Origin of the sequence: Micromonospora chalcea, from assembly GCF_028768405.1 — a bacterium.
GTDB lineage: Bacteria > Actinomycetota > Actinomycetes > Mycobacteriales > Micromonosporaceae > Micromonospora > Micromonospora chalcea.
Genome location: NZ_CP118233.1, coordinates 780,152 through 794,799, shown reverse-complemented (window position 1 = coordinate 794,799; position 14,648 = coordinate 780,152). Strand labels below are relative to the sequence as shown.

Annotated in this window: 11 protein-coding genes; 3 read left to right on the top strand and 8 right to left on the bottom strand. The window is 72.5% G+C overall.

Annotated elements, in window-relative coordinates:
• Positions 1–54: 54 nt before the first annotated feature.
• The 3 genes from PVK74_RS03655 to PVK74_RS03645 all read left to right on the top strand — a co-directional run bounded on the left by PVK74_RS03655 (position 55) and on the right by PVK74_RS03645 (position 5,403).
• On the top strand, positions 55–3,858 hold the full coding sequence (locus PVK74_RS03655; RefSeq protein ID WP_274478180.1) for a DUF7933 domain-containing protein: 3,804 nt from the start codon (positions 55–57) through the stop codon (positions 3,856–3,858).
• Between the two features lie 83 nt (positions 3,859–3,941).
• A complete protein-coding gene (locus PVK74_RS03650; protein ID WP_013477142.1) occupies positions 3,942–4,352 on the top strand; it encodes a hypothetical protein in 411 nt (136 codons plus the stop codon).
• Positions 4,353–4,359: 7 nt separating this feature from the next.
• Entirely contained in the window at positions 4,360–5,403 is a 1,044-nt protein-coding gene (locus PVK74_RS03645) for a polyprenyl synthetase family protein (RefSeq protein WP_274478179.1), read from the top strand.
• On the opposite strand, the gene PVK74_RS03640 is transcribed toward PVK74_RS03645, so the two are convergent.
• The 8 genes from PVK74_RS03640 to PVK74_RS03605 all read right to left on the bottom strand — a co-directional run bounded on the left by PVK74_RS03640 (position 5,400) and on the right by PVK74_RS03605 (position 14,617).
• Entirely contained in the window at positions 5,400–6,371 is a 972-nt protein-coding gene (locus tag PVK74_RS03640) for an acetylxylan esterase (RefSeq protein ID WP_274478178.1), read from the bottom strand. The two genes, PVK74_RS03645 and PVK74_RS03640, sit on opposite strands and share 4 nt — an antisense overlap.
• A complete protein-coding gene (locus PVK74_RS03635; protein ID WP_274478175.1) occupies positions 6,362–7,051 on the bottom strand; it encodes an N-acetylmannosamine-6-phosphate 2-epimerase in 690 nt (229 codons plus the stop codon). The genes PVK74_RS03640 and PVK74_RS03635 overlap by 10 nt, the downstream gene beginning before the upstream one ends.
• Positions 7,048–7,977 (bottom strand): ROK family protein, encoded by a 930-nt coding sequence (locus PVK74_RS03630; RefSeq protein ID WP_274478174.1) that lies wholly within the window; start codon positions 7,975–7,977, stop codon positions 7,048–7,050. Before PVK74_RS03630 ends, PVK74_RS03635 begins: the two co-directional genes overlap by 4 nt.
• A gap of 2 nt (positions 7,978–7,979) precedes the next feature.
• Positions 7,980–8,918 carry a dihydrodipicolinate synthase family protein gene (locus PVK74_RS03625; protein WP_069090135.1) on the bottom strand — a complete coding sequence of 313 codons (939 nt, stop codon included), beginning with the start codon at positions 8,916–8,918 and terminating at the stop codon, positions 7,980–7,982.
• Positions 8,915–9,982, bottom strand: coding sequence for an oligopeptide/dipeptide ABC transporter ATP-binding protein (locus PVK74_RS03620; RefSeq protein WP_043324745.1), 1,068 nt, complete (start codon positions 9,980–9,982; stop codon positions 8,915–8,917). Before PVK74_RS03620 ends, PVK74_RS03625 begins: the two co-directional genes overlap by 4 nt.
• The gene (locus tag PVK74_RS03615; protein ID WP_274478172.1) at positions 9,979–11,937 is read right to left on the bottom strand and encodes a dipeptide/oligopeptide/nickel ABC transporter permease/ATP-binding protein; all 1,959 of its coding nucleotides are present in this window, start codon (positions 11,935–11,937) and stop codon (positions 9,979–9,981) included. Before PVK74_RS03615 ends, PVK74_RS03620 begins: the two co-directional genes overlap by 4 nt.
• Complete coding sequence (locus PVK74_RS03610) at positions 11,937–12,893, bottom strand: ABC transporter permease (RefSeq protein WP_064446265.1); 957 nt, start codon at positions 12,891–12,893, stop codon at positions 11,937–11,939. The genes PVK74_RS03615 and PVK74_RS03610 overlap by 1 nt, the downstream gene beginning before the upstream one ends.
• A 101-nt stretch (positions 12,894–12,994) precedes the next feature.
• Entirely contained in the window at positions 12,995–14,617 is a 1,623-nt protein-coding gene (locus tag PVK74_RS03605) for an ABC transporter substrate-binding protein (protein ID WP_043324748.1), read from the bottom strand.
• Positions 14,618–14,648 lie beyond the last annotated feature (31 nt).

Below are 14,648 nucleotides of genomic sequence, written 5' to 3'. Positions count from 1 at the left end.
CTGTGAGCGTCGAGGCCTTCCGGCTCCGACCAGCCACAACGGGGGAAGAGGAAGATGGTTCACAAGGGATGGCGGCGACCTGCGTCGGCGCTGGCGGTGCTCGCCGTGCTGGCGTCGTCGTCGATGTTCGCGGTGGTGGTCTCGCCCCCGCCCGCCTCGGCCACCGTCCCCGGCCAGCCGGGAGTGCCCCAACCCGGCACTCCCATCTTCACCGAGGACTTCTCCAACGAGAGCGCGGCCGACGCGCCGATCCGCATCGGCTCCTACACCGGATCACCCGGTTCGGTGTACGTGCCGGGGCCGGGAGGCAGCGGCGCGGACAGCGAGACGTACACGGCTGACCCGGCGTGGAGCCCCGGCGCCGGAGCCTGCAACGGCTGGATCATGCGGCAGACGTCACCGCTCCCGCCCAACGGCGGCGACCCGCCCGTGACCGACAACGACCAGTGCGCCCGCAGCCGCGCCTGGAGCACGATCGGCCAGATGGTCCACGACATGGGGGTCTTCCAGGGCCAGAGTGACGAGGAGGCGACGACGAACCAGGCCTTCACCGAGTTCTCCAACGGGATCGGCGGAGTGCAGGCCGCCGGCTACCAGTTCGACACCGACAGCAACACCATCCCGGCGGTCGGCGGCCACTTCTACGCCGTCTCGGCGATCTTCGCGGAGACGAACTGCCAGGTCCCGGGTGCGGCGCGGGCCAGCGAGCGGTTCGAGCTGATGCTCAACGAGGTGCCGACGGTCCTCGCCGAGGGTCTCAACCCCTGCACGGATCCCAGCGCGGTGGTGATCAACGGCACCTACATCGCGAAGCTCCAGTCCACGGCGATCCAACTCCCGGTCGACGACACCCCGACGCTGGGCCTGCGTCTCTACAACGCCACCGCCACGGGCGTCGGCAACGACGTGGCGTTCGACCTCCCCCAGATCGTCGACGTGACCCCGCAACTGGACAAGGCGTTCAGCCCGGCCACCATCGGGCAGGGGCAGACGTCCACCCTGACGTTCACCGTCACCAACACCGACGACCTGCAGGCCAAGAACGGGATGAGCTTCACCGACGAGCTTCCCGCAGGCGTGACCGCGACCGGGGTGAACAACACCACCTGCTCGGACGCCACGGTGACCGCGGCAGCCGGCGCGACCTCCGTGGTCTTCGACGGCGACATCGGCCTGGGCGTCGCGTCCTGCACCGTCTCCGTCGAGGTGACCGCGGACGTGGTCGGCTCGTACACGAACACCGGATGCGCCGGGCCGGACGGCACGCCGATCCCCGGCTGTGAGAGCAACTTCCCGACGATCCTCGGGATCAACCCGCCCGGCTCCGCCACGCTCCAGGTCATCCCCACCGTCGACCTGGCCGTGACGAAGACGGCGAGCCCGAACCCGTACGTGCCGGGCACACCGCTGACGTACACCGTCACGGTCACCAACGGCGGGCCGTCCGACGCCGTCGGCGCCACTGTGACCGATCCCCTGCCGGCGCCCGGATTCACCTGGACCTGCGCGGCGTCCACCGGCAGCACGTGCACCGCCTCCGGCACCGGGGACATCAGCGACACCGTGACCGTGCTCGGGGGCGGGACGCTCACGTACACGGTCAGCGGGACCGTGCCGTCGAGCACCACCGGCGACCTCACGAACACCGCGACGGTCACCCCACCCGACGGGGTCTCCGACCCCGGCTGCACGCCCACCTGCACCGCGACGGTGGTGACCCCGGCGGCACCCTCCGTCGACCTGGCCGTCACCAAGACGGCAACCCCTGACCCGTACGTGCCGGGGGCGTCGCTGACGTACACGGTCACCGTCACCAACGGCGGGCCGTCCGACGCCGTCGGCGCCACAGTCACGGACACGCCCCGGCTGCCCGGCTTCACCTGGACCTGCGCGGCGTCCACCGGCAGCACGTGCACCGCGTCGGGCAGCGGGGACATCGCCGACACCGTCACCGTGCTCGCCGGCGGCACGCTCACCTACACGATCAGCGGGACCGTGCCCGCAGGCACCACCGGAGACCTCACCAACACCGCCACCGTCACCCCGCCCGAGGGTGTCTCCGATCCCGGCTGCACGCCGAACTGCACGGCGACGGTCGTGACCCCGGGCCGGCCGACCGTCGACCTGGCGGTGACCAAGACGGCCACGCCGAACCCGTACGTGCCGGGTACTTCCCTGACGTACACCGTCACCGTCACCAACGGCGGGCCCTCCGACGCCGTCGGCGCCACGGTGACCGACGCGCTGCCCGAGCCGTTGGCCGGGTTCGAGTGGACGTGCACAGCCGGCACCGGCAGCACCTGCACCGCCTCCGGGCTCGGAGACATCAACGACCGGATCACCGTCCGGGTCGGTGAGTCGGTCGTCTACACCATCACCGGAACGGTCCCGGCGGGGACCACGGGAGACCTCACGAACACCGCCACCGTCACGCCGCCGGACGGCGCCACCGACCCCGACTGCACCCCGACCTGCTCGGCCACCGTCGTGACTCCCGGCCAGCCCACCGTTGACCTGGCGGTGACCAAGACGGCGACGCCGAACCCGTACGTGCCGGGTGCTCCCCTGACCTACACGGTCACCGTCACCAACGGCGGCCCGTCCGACGCCGTCGGCGCCACAGTCACCGACCCGCTGCCGCTGCCCGGCCTGACCTGGACCTGTGAGGCGTCCACCGGCAGCACGTGCGCCGCGTCGGGCAGCGGGGACATCGCCGACACCGTCACCGTGCTCGCGGGCGGCACGCTCTCCTACACGATCACCGGAACCGTGCCCGCCGGCACCACAGGAGACCTGAGAAACACCACCACCGTCACGCCACCGGAAGGCACCACCGACCCCGACTGCACCCCGACCTGCTCGGCCACCGTCGTCACCCCCGGCCAGGTCACAGTCGGCCTCGTGGTGACGAAGACGGCGACGCCCAGCCCGTATGTGCCGGGAAGTCCGTTCACGTACACGGTCACCGTCACCAACGGCGGGCCGTCCGACGCCGTCGGCGCCACAGTCACGGACACGCCCCGGCTGCCCGGCTTCACCTGGACCTGCGCGGCGTCCACCGGCAGCACGTGCACCGCGTCGGGCAGCGGGGACATCGCCGACACCGTCACCGTGCTCGCCGGCGGCACGCTCACCTACACGATCAGCGGGACCGTACCCGCAGGCACCACCGGAGACCTCACCAACACCACCACCGTCACCCCGCCCGAGGGCACGACCGATCCCGGCTGCACACCGAACTGCACAGCGACCGTGGTGACCCCGGCGGCTCCGACCGTCGACCTGGCGGTCACCAAGACGGCCACGCCGAACCCGTACGTGCCGGGTACTCCCCTGACCTACACGGTCACCGTCACCAACGGCGGGCCGTCCGACGCCGTCGGCGCCACAGTCACCGACCCGCTGCCGCTGCCCGGCTTCACCTGGACGTGTAAGGCGTCCACCGGCAGCACCTGCACCGCCTCGGGCAACGGGGACATCAACGACACCGTCACCGTCCTCGCGGGCGGCACGCTCACCTACACGATCACCGGAACCGTGCCCGCAGACACCACCGGAGACCTCACGAACACCACCACCGTCACACCACCCGAAGGCGCCACCGACCCGGACTGTACGCCGAACTGCTCGGCGACCGTGGTCGTCGCCGGGCCGGTGCAGCCCACCCCGACACCGCCGACACCGGAACCGCCCACACCGAAGCCGCCCAAGCCGGGGCCGCACAAGCCGATCCCGCCGTTGCCGGTGACCGGCAGTGGCACGGCGGTCATCACCTCGATCGGGCTCGCCGCCGTGGCCCTCGGCGTACTCCTGGTCGCCGGTCTGGTCCTGACCCGGCGCTCGCGCCGACACCCCTGACCCCCACCTGCGGTCATTACCGTCAGTCACCATCGCGACACATGCCTAGCCCGTCGGCCGGAGCCGGGTGGAGACTCCGCCGCATGGAGAACGTGGAGCGTGAGCGCACGAACGAGCGCTTCGAGAAGGTGGCCGAGGAGACCTCGGAGACCGTGACCCACGCGGCCACGGTCCTGGAGGAGGAACTCGCGGCGGGGCTGGCCGGCGCCCGGCGGCTCGAGGAGAAGCTGACCGAGAGCCGGCGCGTGGACCCGGAGGCGTTCGACGAACTCGTCGCGCGGGTCCGCACCGACGGGCACGCCCTGATCGACACCGTGGTCGGGCAGCTGAAGATGGCCGACGACCAGCGCGGTGAGGTGATCCGGCGGTACACGTCGGACGCGCACGACGCGCTGGACACCGTACTCAATCTGGCGCGGCTGGCGCCCGAGGTGGCAAACGGGCTCGCGGACCGGCTGGCGTCGCCGGCCCCGAAGCGGCCGACGGACCGGTAGCCGCGCGATGGCGACGGCCGCCGGGGTGGCCGGCGGGCACGTGGAACGGATGCTGGAGCGCTATCGCGGGCTGGCCCTCGGCGCGCTGCTCGACGACGTGCCCGACGGCGGCCCGCGCTACCTCTACGACCTGGTCGCGGAGTATCCGCGCCGGTGGGGCAAGGGGCTGCGCGCCGCGCTGTGCCTGGCCACGTGCCGGGCGTTCGGCGGCGGCGACGCGGTGGGCCTCAACGCCGCGGTGACAGTGGAGCTGTTCCACAACGCCTTCCTCATCCATGACGACATCCAGGATTCCAGCGAGCAGCGGCGCGGCGGGCGGACGCTGCACGCCGAGTACGGCGTGGGCGTGGCGCTGAACGTCGGCAACATGACGAACCTGCTGGCGTTGCGGCGGCTGGCCGCGAACCGGGCGGCGCTCGGCTCCGGGATCGCCTGGCGGCTGTTCACCGAGACCGAGCTGATGATGCGCCACTCGCTGGAGGGGCAGGCGATCGAGATCGGCTGGATCCGCGACAACGTGTGCGACCTGGACGCCGACGACTACTACCGGATGTGCCTGAAGAAGACGTCCTGGTACACGTGCATCTACCCGTGCCGCACCGGGATCCTCGTGGCGACCGGCCGGGAGAACGCTGTCGACGTGCTGGATCGGTACGGCTGGTATCTGGGTGCGGCGTTCCAGATCCAGGACGACGCGCTCAACCTGACCGGCGACTACGCCCGGTACGGCAAGGAGATCGCCGGTGACCTGTGGGAGGGCAAGCGCACGCTGATCCTGATCGACTTCATGCGGCGGTGCACACCGGAGGAACGTGAACGGCTCGTGCGGTTGCTGAGCCGTACCCGCGCGCAGCGCACCGACGCCGAGGTGCGCTGGCTGCACGGGCGGCTGCTCGCGTACGACTGTGTGGAGTCGGCGCGGCGCAGCGCCCGGGATCTCGCGCTCGCGGCCCGGCGTGAGGGTGAGCGGGCGCTGGGCGCCGCCGCCGACACCGAGGACGGCCGTTTCCTGCTGGAGCTGACCGACTACGTGGTGGAACGGGCCCGTTAGCCGCCCAGGATCCCGCGCAGCCAGGTGAGCTGTTCGCCCTGGTGTGCCGCCTCGCCGCCCTCGTGGTCGTTGAACTCGTACACCCGCACGTCCTTGTCGCCGCCGTAGCGGTGGTAGGCGGCGAAGCAGGTCGACGGCGGGCAGACCTGATCACGCAGGGCGATGGAGAACAGCGCCGGCGCGGTGGCGCGCGGCGCGAGCACTGCGGCGTCCAGGTAGGACAGCGTGCGGAACACCTGGTCGGCGCGGTCGCGGTGCAGCGCGAGGTACTCGACGACCTCGGCGTACGGGCTGTCCGGGCCGGCGACGCGCACGCCCCGGCGGATGTCGCACAGGAACGGCACGTCCGGCATGACGGCGGCGACGTCCGGGCACAACGCGCCGACGGCCAGGGCGAGGCCGCCGCCCTGGCTGAAGCCGGTCACCGCCACCCGGCGCGGGTCGACGGCCGGGTGCCGCCGGGCGGCCTCGGCGAAACGTACCGCGTCGGTGATGAGCCGCCGGTAGTAGTGCTCGGCCGGGTCGGCGACGCCCCGGGTGAGGAAGCCGGGCACGGTGCCGGCCGGGTAGGGGTGCGGGTCGGGCGTGCCGCCGGTGGCGGCGCTCCAGCCCTGGCCGCGGCTGTCCATGATCAGGTGCGCGAAGCCGGCCGCCGCCCAGAACAGCTTCTCGTGCGGCAGGCCGCGGCCCCGGCCGTAGCCGAGGTACTCGACCACGCAGGGCAGCGGCCCGTCGGCACCGGCGGGCAGGTGCAGCCATCCGCGTACCGGCTCACCGGCGAAACCGGGGATCGTGGCCGCGTACGTCCGGATCTGGGTCAGCCCGGTGTCGACCGGCTCGTAGACCGCCGCCGCCGGGTCGCCGCCGCCGTCGAGCGTGCGCGCCCAGAATCCGTCCAGGTCCGCCGGCACGTCCAGCTCCGGCCGGTACGCGAGGCAGCCGGCCAGGTCGAGGTCGGTCAGCGGCACGACGCGGCCTCCCGTACGGCGGACGCGAACCAGCCGGTGATGGTGCTCGGGTGGGTGATGGCGGTGCCGACCACCACCGTCCACGCGCCCGCCCGCAGCGCCTGCGCGGTCTGCTCCGGGGTGTGGATGCGTCCCTCGGCGACCACCGGGACGTCGACCGCGGCGGCGAGCCGGGCGACCAGGTCCAGGTCCGGCCCGTCGCCCTTGGTGGTGTACGCGGTGTACCCGGAGAGCGTGGTGCCGACCAGGTCGGCGCCGGCAGCGGCGGCGGCGATGCCCTCGTCGAACGTGGAGCAGTCGGCCATCACCAGCGCGCCGGTGCGCTCGTGCACGGCCGCGATCGTCTCGGCGAGCGTGCGGCCGTCGGGGCGGGGCCGGGACGTGCCGTCGAGCGCGACGACGTGCGCCCCGGCGTCGGCGACGGCCAGCGCGTGTTCGAGCGTCGGGGTGATGAAGACGTCGTCGTCGCCGTCCTTCCAGAGCCCGATCAGCGGCAGGTCCACCGCCGCGCGGATGGCCGCGATGTCCGCCAGTCCCTGCGCGCGGATGCCGGCGGCGCCGCCGCGGGCGGTGGCGAGCGCGACCCGGCGCATGGTGTCCGGGTCGCGCATGGGCTCACCCGGGTACGCCTGGCAGGAGACCACCAGGCGGTGGCGGAGCTGGTCGACGAGTGCGTTCATGAGACCTTCCAGGCGAGCGAGGCGGCGCCGAGCAGCGGCGCGTCGGGGCCGAGGGTGGAGGCGAGGACCGGCACTCCGGCCAGGCCGGGCAGCGTCTCGGCGGGCACCGCGTCACGCAGCGCCCGCCACCACGGCTCGCCGAGGCCGGTGACGCCGCCGCCGATCACCACGGCGGCGGGGTCGAGCACGTTGACCAGGCCGCCGACGGCGGACCCGACGGCCGTGCCGCCGAGCCGGACGACGTCGCGGGCCGTCTCGTCGCCGCCTGCCGCGAGCGCGGCGACGGCCCGCAGGTCGGCCACCGGACGGCCGGTACGCCGGACGTACTCGGCGGTGAGCGCGGGCCCGGCGGCGATCGCCTCCAGGTGCCCGCGCCCGCCGCAGGTGCAGGGCAGCGTTCCGGCGTACGCCGACGGCTGGTGCCCGGCGTGCCCGGCCGCGCTGTGCGCACCGGCGAGCACTGTGTCGCCGAGGACGAACGACGCGCCGACACCGGTGCCCACGGCGACGTAGAGCACCGTGTCGTACCCGGCCGCGACGCCGTGACGCGCCTCGCCCAGCGCGTGGGCGTGCACGTCGTTGACCACGGTGACCGGCACGCCCAGGCGCCGGCCCAGGTCGCCGCGCAGGTCCGTGCCGGCCCACCCGGTCAGCACGTCGGTGGCGGACAGCACCAGGCCGGAGCCGCTGTCGATGACGCCGGCGCTGCCGACGCCGAGCGCCCGTACGACACCCGGCGCGTCCGCCCGCAGCTTCTCGACCAGGCCGGCGGCGGTGTCGAGCACCGCTGCGGCGCCGGAGCGACCGGGTGTCGGCGCGGTGTGCCGGCCGACGACCTCGCCGGCGGCGGTGACCAGCGCGGCTGTGGTCTTGGTGCCGCCGATGTCGAGCGCGGCGACCAGACCGGTCGTGCTCACCTCGGGCATGGTCAGAGCAGCCCGGCCAGTTCCAGCTGGGTACGCACGCGGCCCGTCTCGGCGTCGTCCAGCGGCCGCAGCGGCAGCGACACCGCGTTGCCGGCGATGACGCCGAGCAGGGACAGCGCGGTCTTGAACGCGCCGACGCCCCGAGTGGCGCCCGCCGAGGTGGCCGGGTCGGCCGCGTCGACGATGCGGAACAGCCGGGTCAGGCGGTCCTGCTCCCGCCGGGCCGCGGCCCAGTCGCCGGCCACGCAGGCGCGGTGCAGCCGCACGTACCCGGCCGGGTCCACGTTGCCCAGTCCGGGCACCGAGCCGGAGCCACCGGCGAGCATCATCGCGTCGACCACGACCTCGTGGCCGGTGAGCAGGCTGAAGTCGCGCTCCGGCGCGTGCTCGGCGATGGCGAGCGCCAGCTGGCGGAACGCGACGTCGTCGCCGCTGGAGTCCTTGACGCCGGCCAGCACGCCCTCGGCGGCGAGGCGGGTCAGCAGGTCGACGGAGAGCTTGCTGTGCACGCAGACCGGGATGTCGTACGCCAGCAGCGGAAGCTCGACCGCCGCGGCGACGGCGCGGAAGTGCCGCTCGATCTCGTGCGGGCCGACGATGGCGTAGAACGGGGCGGTCACGACGAGGCCGTCCGCGCCCAGCCGGGTGGACGCCTCGGCCCGCTCCACGACCCGGCGGGTGGTGGGTTCGATGCAGCCGGCGAGGACCGGCACGGCGCCGCCGGCGGTCTTGACGATGGTCTCCAGCGCGAGGTCCCGCTGCCGGTCGGTGAGGAAGACCGTCTCGCCGGAGCTGCCGAGGGCGAAGATGCCGTCGACGCCGGCGTCGAGCAGCCACTCGACCAGCCGTTCCAGGGAGTGGACGTCGACCTCGCCCTCTTCGGTCAGGGGGGTGACGGCCGGCGGCACGACTCCGGCGAACCGCGGGGCTGGGGTGGTCACAGGTTCTCCTCGACAGACTCAGTTGTGGTGCGGCCGGTCGCCGAGGTGGCGAGCGCGACCAGTTCGGTGTTGGCGGTGCCGGCGGGCACCGGGTGGTGGCAGCGGAACTCGTGGCCCGCGCCCTCGGCGGGGCGCGGCGCGGGCATGTCCACGGCGCAGCCGTCGGTGGCGGCCCAGCAGCGGGTCCGGAACGGGCAGCCGCTCGGCGGCCGGGTCGCCGACGGGACCGGGCCGACCAGCGGAATGGGCTCGATCGGTGAGAGCAGGCCCGGCGTGGCCGAGAACAAGGCCCGGGTGTACGGGTGCCGGCCGCCCTCGGGCAGCAGGTCGGCGGGGGTCTGCTCGACGATGCGGCCCAGGTACATGGTGACGACCCGGTCGCTGACCCGCTTGACGGTCTGGATGTCGTGCGACACCAGCACCATGGCCAGGCCGAGCCGGTCCTTGAGGTCCAGCAGCAGGTTGAGGATCTGCGCGCGGACCGACACGTCGAGCGCGCTGGTCGGTTCGTCGGCGATGACCAGCCCCGGTTCCAGGGCCAGCGCGCGGGCGATGGACACCCGCTGGCGCTGGCCGCCGGAGAGCTGGCTGGGCAGCACGTCGGCGACCGAGCGGGGCAGGCCGACCAGGGCCATCAGCTCGGTCACCCGCTGCTCGCGCTGCTGCCGGGTGCCCCGGCGGTGCACGTCGAGCGGGTCGCGCAGGATGTCGCGTACCGGCATCCGGCGGTTCAGTGAGGTGGCCGGGTCCTGGAAGATCATGCCGACGCCGGCGCCGATGTGCTCGCGCCGTTCGGTGGCGGTCATCGACCACACGTCCTTGCCGGCGAAGGACACCGTGCCGGCGGTCGGCCGTTGCAGGCCGACGAGCACCTTGGCGAGGGTGGACTTGCCGCAGCCGGACTCGCCGACGATGCCGACCGTCTCGCCGGCCCGGATGACCAGGTCGGCGCCGGTGAGCGCGTAGACCTTCTCCCGGCTGAACATGCCGCCGCCGCGCGCGGCGTGCACCACGTGCACGTCGCTCAGCTCGGCGATCGGCCGGTGCTCGGCGGTGGCGCTCATCGGGCCGGCTCCTTCTCGCTGACGGTGACGGCGGGGTGGTGGCAGGCGTACCCGTGGCCGTCCGTGCCCGCCATGGTGGGCGCGGTGTCCCGGCAGATCTCGGTCGCCATCGGGCAGCGGTCGGAGAACCGGCAACCCTTCGGGAAGTCGGCCGGTGAGGGCACCACGCCGCGGATCTGGGTGAGCCGTTCCGCGCCGGTCTCCAGGGACAGGACCGAGCCGAGGAGGCCGCGGGCGTAGTGGTGGGCGGGCGCCTCCATCACGTCGGCGGTCACGCCGGTCTCCACGATCTGCCCGCCGTACATCACCACGACCCGGTCGCAGACGTCGCTGACCAGGGCGAGGTCGTGGCTGACCAGGATGAGGGCGAAGCCGAGCCGCTCGCGCAGCTCCAGCAGCAGCGCCATCACCTGGGCCTGCACGGTGACGTCTAGCGCGGTGGTCGGCTCGTCCGCGATGATCAGCTTCGGGTCGCGGGACAGCGCCATGGCGATCACGACGCGCTGCCGCTGCCCGCCGGACAGCTCGTGCGGGTACGCGGCGAGCGTGCGCCGCGGGTCCAGCCCGACCAGCCGCATCAGTTCCTCGGCCGAGCGGGTGCCGCCGCGGCGGATCATCTGGGCGAGCTGGGCGCCGACGCGCAGCGCCGGGTTCAGCGCCGACAGCGCGTCCTGGTAGACCATGGCGATCTCGCGGCCCATCAGGGCGCGGCGGCCCTTGGCGTTGAGTTTCAGCAGGTCCGTGTCCTGGAAGCGGATCTCGCCGCGTACCCGGGCGCCCTGCGGCAGCAGACCCATGACGGCGAGGACGCTCAGCGACTTGCCGGAGCCGGACTCCCCCACCAGGCCGACGACCTCGCCGGGGCGTACGTCGAAGGTGAGCCCGTCGACGATGTCGACGCCGCGGTGGCGGCCCTCGAAGCCGATGGACAGGTCGCTGACCTGAAGGACCGGCTTGCCCTGCGGCAGCGGGCGGGCGCGCTCACGCAGCCGCTGCGCCGCCTCGGCCAGGCCGGGCAGCTCGACCACCTCGCCGGTGCCGGGCTGCGCCTGCTCCAGCGCGTCACCCCTGGTGGTGGACGTGGCGCGGCGCGCGGCCGGGGCGGCCCAGGCGTCGGACATGCCCTCGGAGAGCACGTTGAGCGCCAGCACGGTGAGCAGGATCAGCAGGCCGGGGAAGAATGTGGCCCACCAGCCGCCGATCTGCACCATCTCCTTGCCGAAGGCGATGACCGAGCCCCACGAGGAGGCCGCCTCCTGCGGGGCGAGGCCGCCGCCGATGAAGGACAGGGACGCCTCGAAGACGATCGCGTCGGCCACCATGACGGTGACGAAGACGAGGATCGGGGCGGCGCAGTTGCGCAGGACGTGCCGCCAGAAGATGTGCGGGCGGCGGGCGCCGATGATGCGCTCGGCGGCCACGTAGTCCTCGCCGTACTGGGACAGCACGTTGGCGCGGACGATGCGCGCGACCGAGGGGGTGAACACGAACCCGATCGCGATGACGAGGACCAGCAGGCTGTTCTTGCCGAACGAGATGATCAGCAGCGCGGAGAGCACGATCGTGGGGAAGGCCATGACCACGTCGAGGCAGCGCATGATGATCTCGTCGACGACGGTGCGGCTGCTGCCGGCGAGCGCGCCGAGGATCGCGCCGAGCACCAGCGCGATGCCGGCCGCGCCGAAACCGACGATCAGGGAGCGCCGGGTGCCGGCGACCAGCCGGGAGAAGACGTCGCGGCCGAGTTTGTCCAGGCCGAACCAGAAGTCGCCGTTCGGGCCGGTCAGCGCCGGTCCGAGGCCGGTCTGGGTGGGGTCGTGGCGCAGCAGCAGCGGGGCGAGCACGCCGACCACGACGATGAGCGCGACGAAGCCGAGCGCGAACCGGGCCGCGAGACCGAGCCGGGCGAAGGCCATGCCGGGGCGGGACAGCCGCGTGGTGAGGGACCGGCGCATCAGTGGCCTCCGCGCAGTCGGGGGTTGGCGAAGAGGTAGAGGATGTCGACGACCAGGTTCACCAGGACGAAGCACAGCGCGATGGTGAGCACGGTGCCCTGGGCGAGCGCGGTGTCGTTCTGCTGGACGGCGCTCATGATCTGGGTGCCCATGCCGGGCAGCGAGAAGATGGCCTCGATGACGACGGTGCCGCCGATGAGGTAGCCGATCCGCAGGCCGAGCGCGGTGAGCGGGTTGACCAGCGCGTTGCGCAGCACGTTGCGGCCGATCACCACGCGCGGTGGCAGTCCGGCGCCGACGGCGGTGCGGACGTAGTCCTTGTCGAGTTCCTCGACCATCGACGTGCGGACGATGCGGGCCAGCGAGCAGCCGACCGGTACGGCCAGCGCCAGCGCGGGCAGCGCGAGGGACTGCAGCCAGAGGCCGACCGAGTCGGCGGGGTTGACGTATCCACCGGTCGGGAAGATCGGGCGGCGGACCGAGAACTCCTGGATGAACAGCAGGGCCAGCCAGAACGACGGCGTGGCGATGCCGGCCATGGAGACGATCCGGATGACCTGGTCGGGCCAGCGGTCCCGGTACAGGGCGGCCGGGATGCCGAGGGCCAGCGCGATGACCAGCGCGCCGACGACGCCGAGCGCGGTGAGCTGGATGGTCAGCGGCAGCGCCATGGCGATCTTCTCGGCGACCGGGACCGACGGCGGGAACGTCATGCCGAGGTCGCCGCGGACGAGGTCGCCGAGGAAGTGCAGGTAGCGCAGCGGCAGCGGGTCGTTCAGCCCGTTCGCGGCGCGGAACGCCTCGACCTGCGCCGGCGTGGCCTGGTCGCCGAGGACGGATAGCGCCGGGTCGATCGGGGAGAACTGCATGATCACGAAGACGAAGAGCGTGATGCCCAGCACCAGGGGGATCAGCGTCAGGAATCGTCGTGCGACCAGGTTCAGGACGGTCAGCATGGATTCTCTTTCTCGTGGCGGGGCGCCGGGGCGTCCCGTCCGGCCGCACGGGTCACGTGCGGCCGGACGGGACGGAGGCGGGGGCGGAGCCCCGAGTGGGCTCAGCCGGTCCGGCCGGTGCCCAGGAAGTACAGGCCGGTGGTCGAGGCGCCCGAGAAGCCGTCGAGCTTGGCCGGGTCGTACGCGGTGACGACCTTGGTGTGCAGGATCGGGTAGAGCGGGGCGTCGTCCGCCACCATGTCCAGGGCCTGCTTCCACAGCGCCTTGCGGGCCGCCTCGTCGGAGGTCTGCGCGGCCTTGTCCAGCAGGTCGCCCATGGCCTTGCGGTTGGCGTCGCTCCAGCGGTAACGCTGGCCCGGCCAGGTCTCGCCGAAGTAGTACCAGCGCATCAGCAGGTCGGTGTCGACGCCGAAGACGCTCGGGTCACCGGTGGCCATGAGCACCCGGAACGTGTCCTTGGGGACGATGTCGCCGTAGATGGCCGAGGACGGCACGGTGTTGAGCGTGGCGTTGACGCCGATCTTCTTCCACTGCTCGATGACCAGCGGGGCGACGTCCTTGACCACCGAGTTGTCGGTGGTGTCGAGCCGGAACGACAGGTTGGTGACGCCGGCCTCCTGGAGCAGGGCCTTGGCCTTGTCCGGGTTGTAGTCGTAGACGGTGGCGGCCTTCTGGTACGCCTTGTTGCCCTCGTCGAGGTAGCTGGTCGCCGGGCTGCCGTAGCCGTTGAGCGCGGTCTTGATGACCGCGTCCTTGTCGATGGCGTAGTGCAGGGCCTGGCGGACGCGCTTGTCGCTGAACGGCGCGGCGGCGTTGTTGAACATGAGGAAGACCTGGTTGAAGGCCTGCTTCACGTCGATCGTGTACTTGTCCTTGAGCGAGTCGACGTTCAGGTACGGCACGGCCTCGATGGCCTGCACGCGGCCGCCCTGCAGGTCCGACACCCGGGCCGACGCCTCGGTGGTGGTGTTCCACGTCATCGTCTCGACCTTGGCCGGGCGCGGGCCATTGTAGGTCTCGTTCTTGCTCAGCTTGATGCCGGATTCCTTGGACGCGCTGTCCACCTTGAACGGGCCGGACCCGATCGGCGCGGTGTCGAACGCCTTGGCCGCCGCCGCGTCACCGGTCTTGGCCTTGGGCACGACCTTGATGACCGAGATCCGCTCGCTGAACAGGGCGAACGGGTACTTCAGCTTGAACTCGACGGTGGCCGCGTCCTTGGCGGTGACGCTGTCGAGGAACGAGACGAAGCCCTGCATCAGCGGCGGCGCCTTCGGGTCCGCCGGCTTCAGCACGCGGGTGAACGACCAGGCGACGTCCTCGGCGGTGACGGGGGTGCCGTCGGAGAACTTCGCGCCGTCGCGCAGCGTCACGGTGTACGTGAGGCCGTCGGCGCCGGGCGTCGGGTCGCTCTTGGCCAGCGCGTTGTAGGGTTCCCGCGTGATCGGGTCGAGGTCCACGAGACCCTCGAAGACGTGCTGGTTGACGGCGGTCGCCACGGCGGAGGAGGCGTTGCCCGGGTCGAAACCGCTGGAGAGCGTGAACGCCAGGGTGGCCTCGATCGACGTGCCCGCCTTCCCGCCGCTGACCGCGTTGGTCGAGGCGGGACCGCCGCTGCAGGCCACCAGCCCGAGGGCGAGGGTCGCTCCGAGGGAGGCGACGGCCAGGGGGCGGACGCGGCGGCGCGGCACGCGCCAGCTCCGCGACTTACCGGTGGTGCTCACGTAGATGCCTCCATAGGCTCTTCATGCGCTC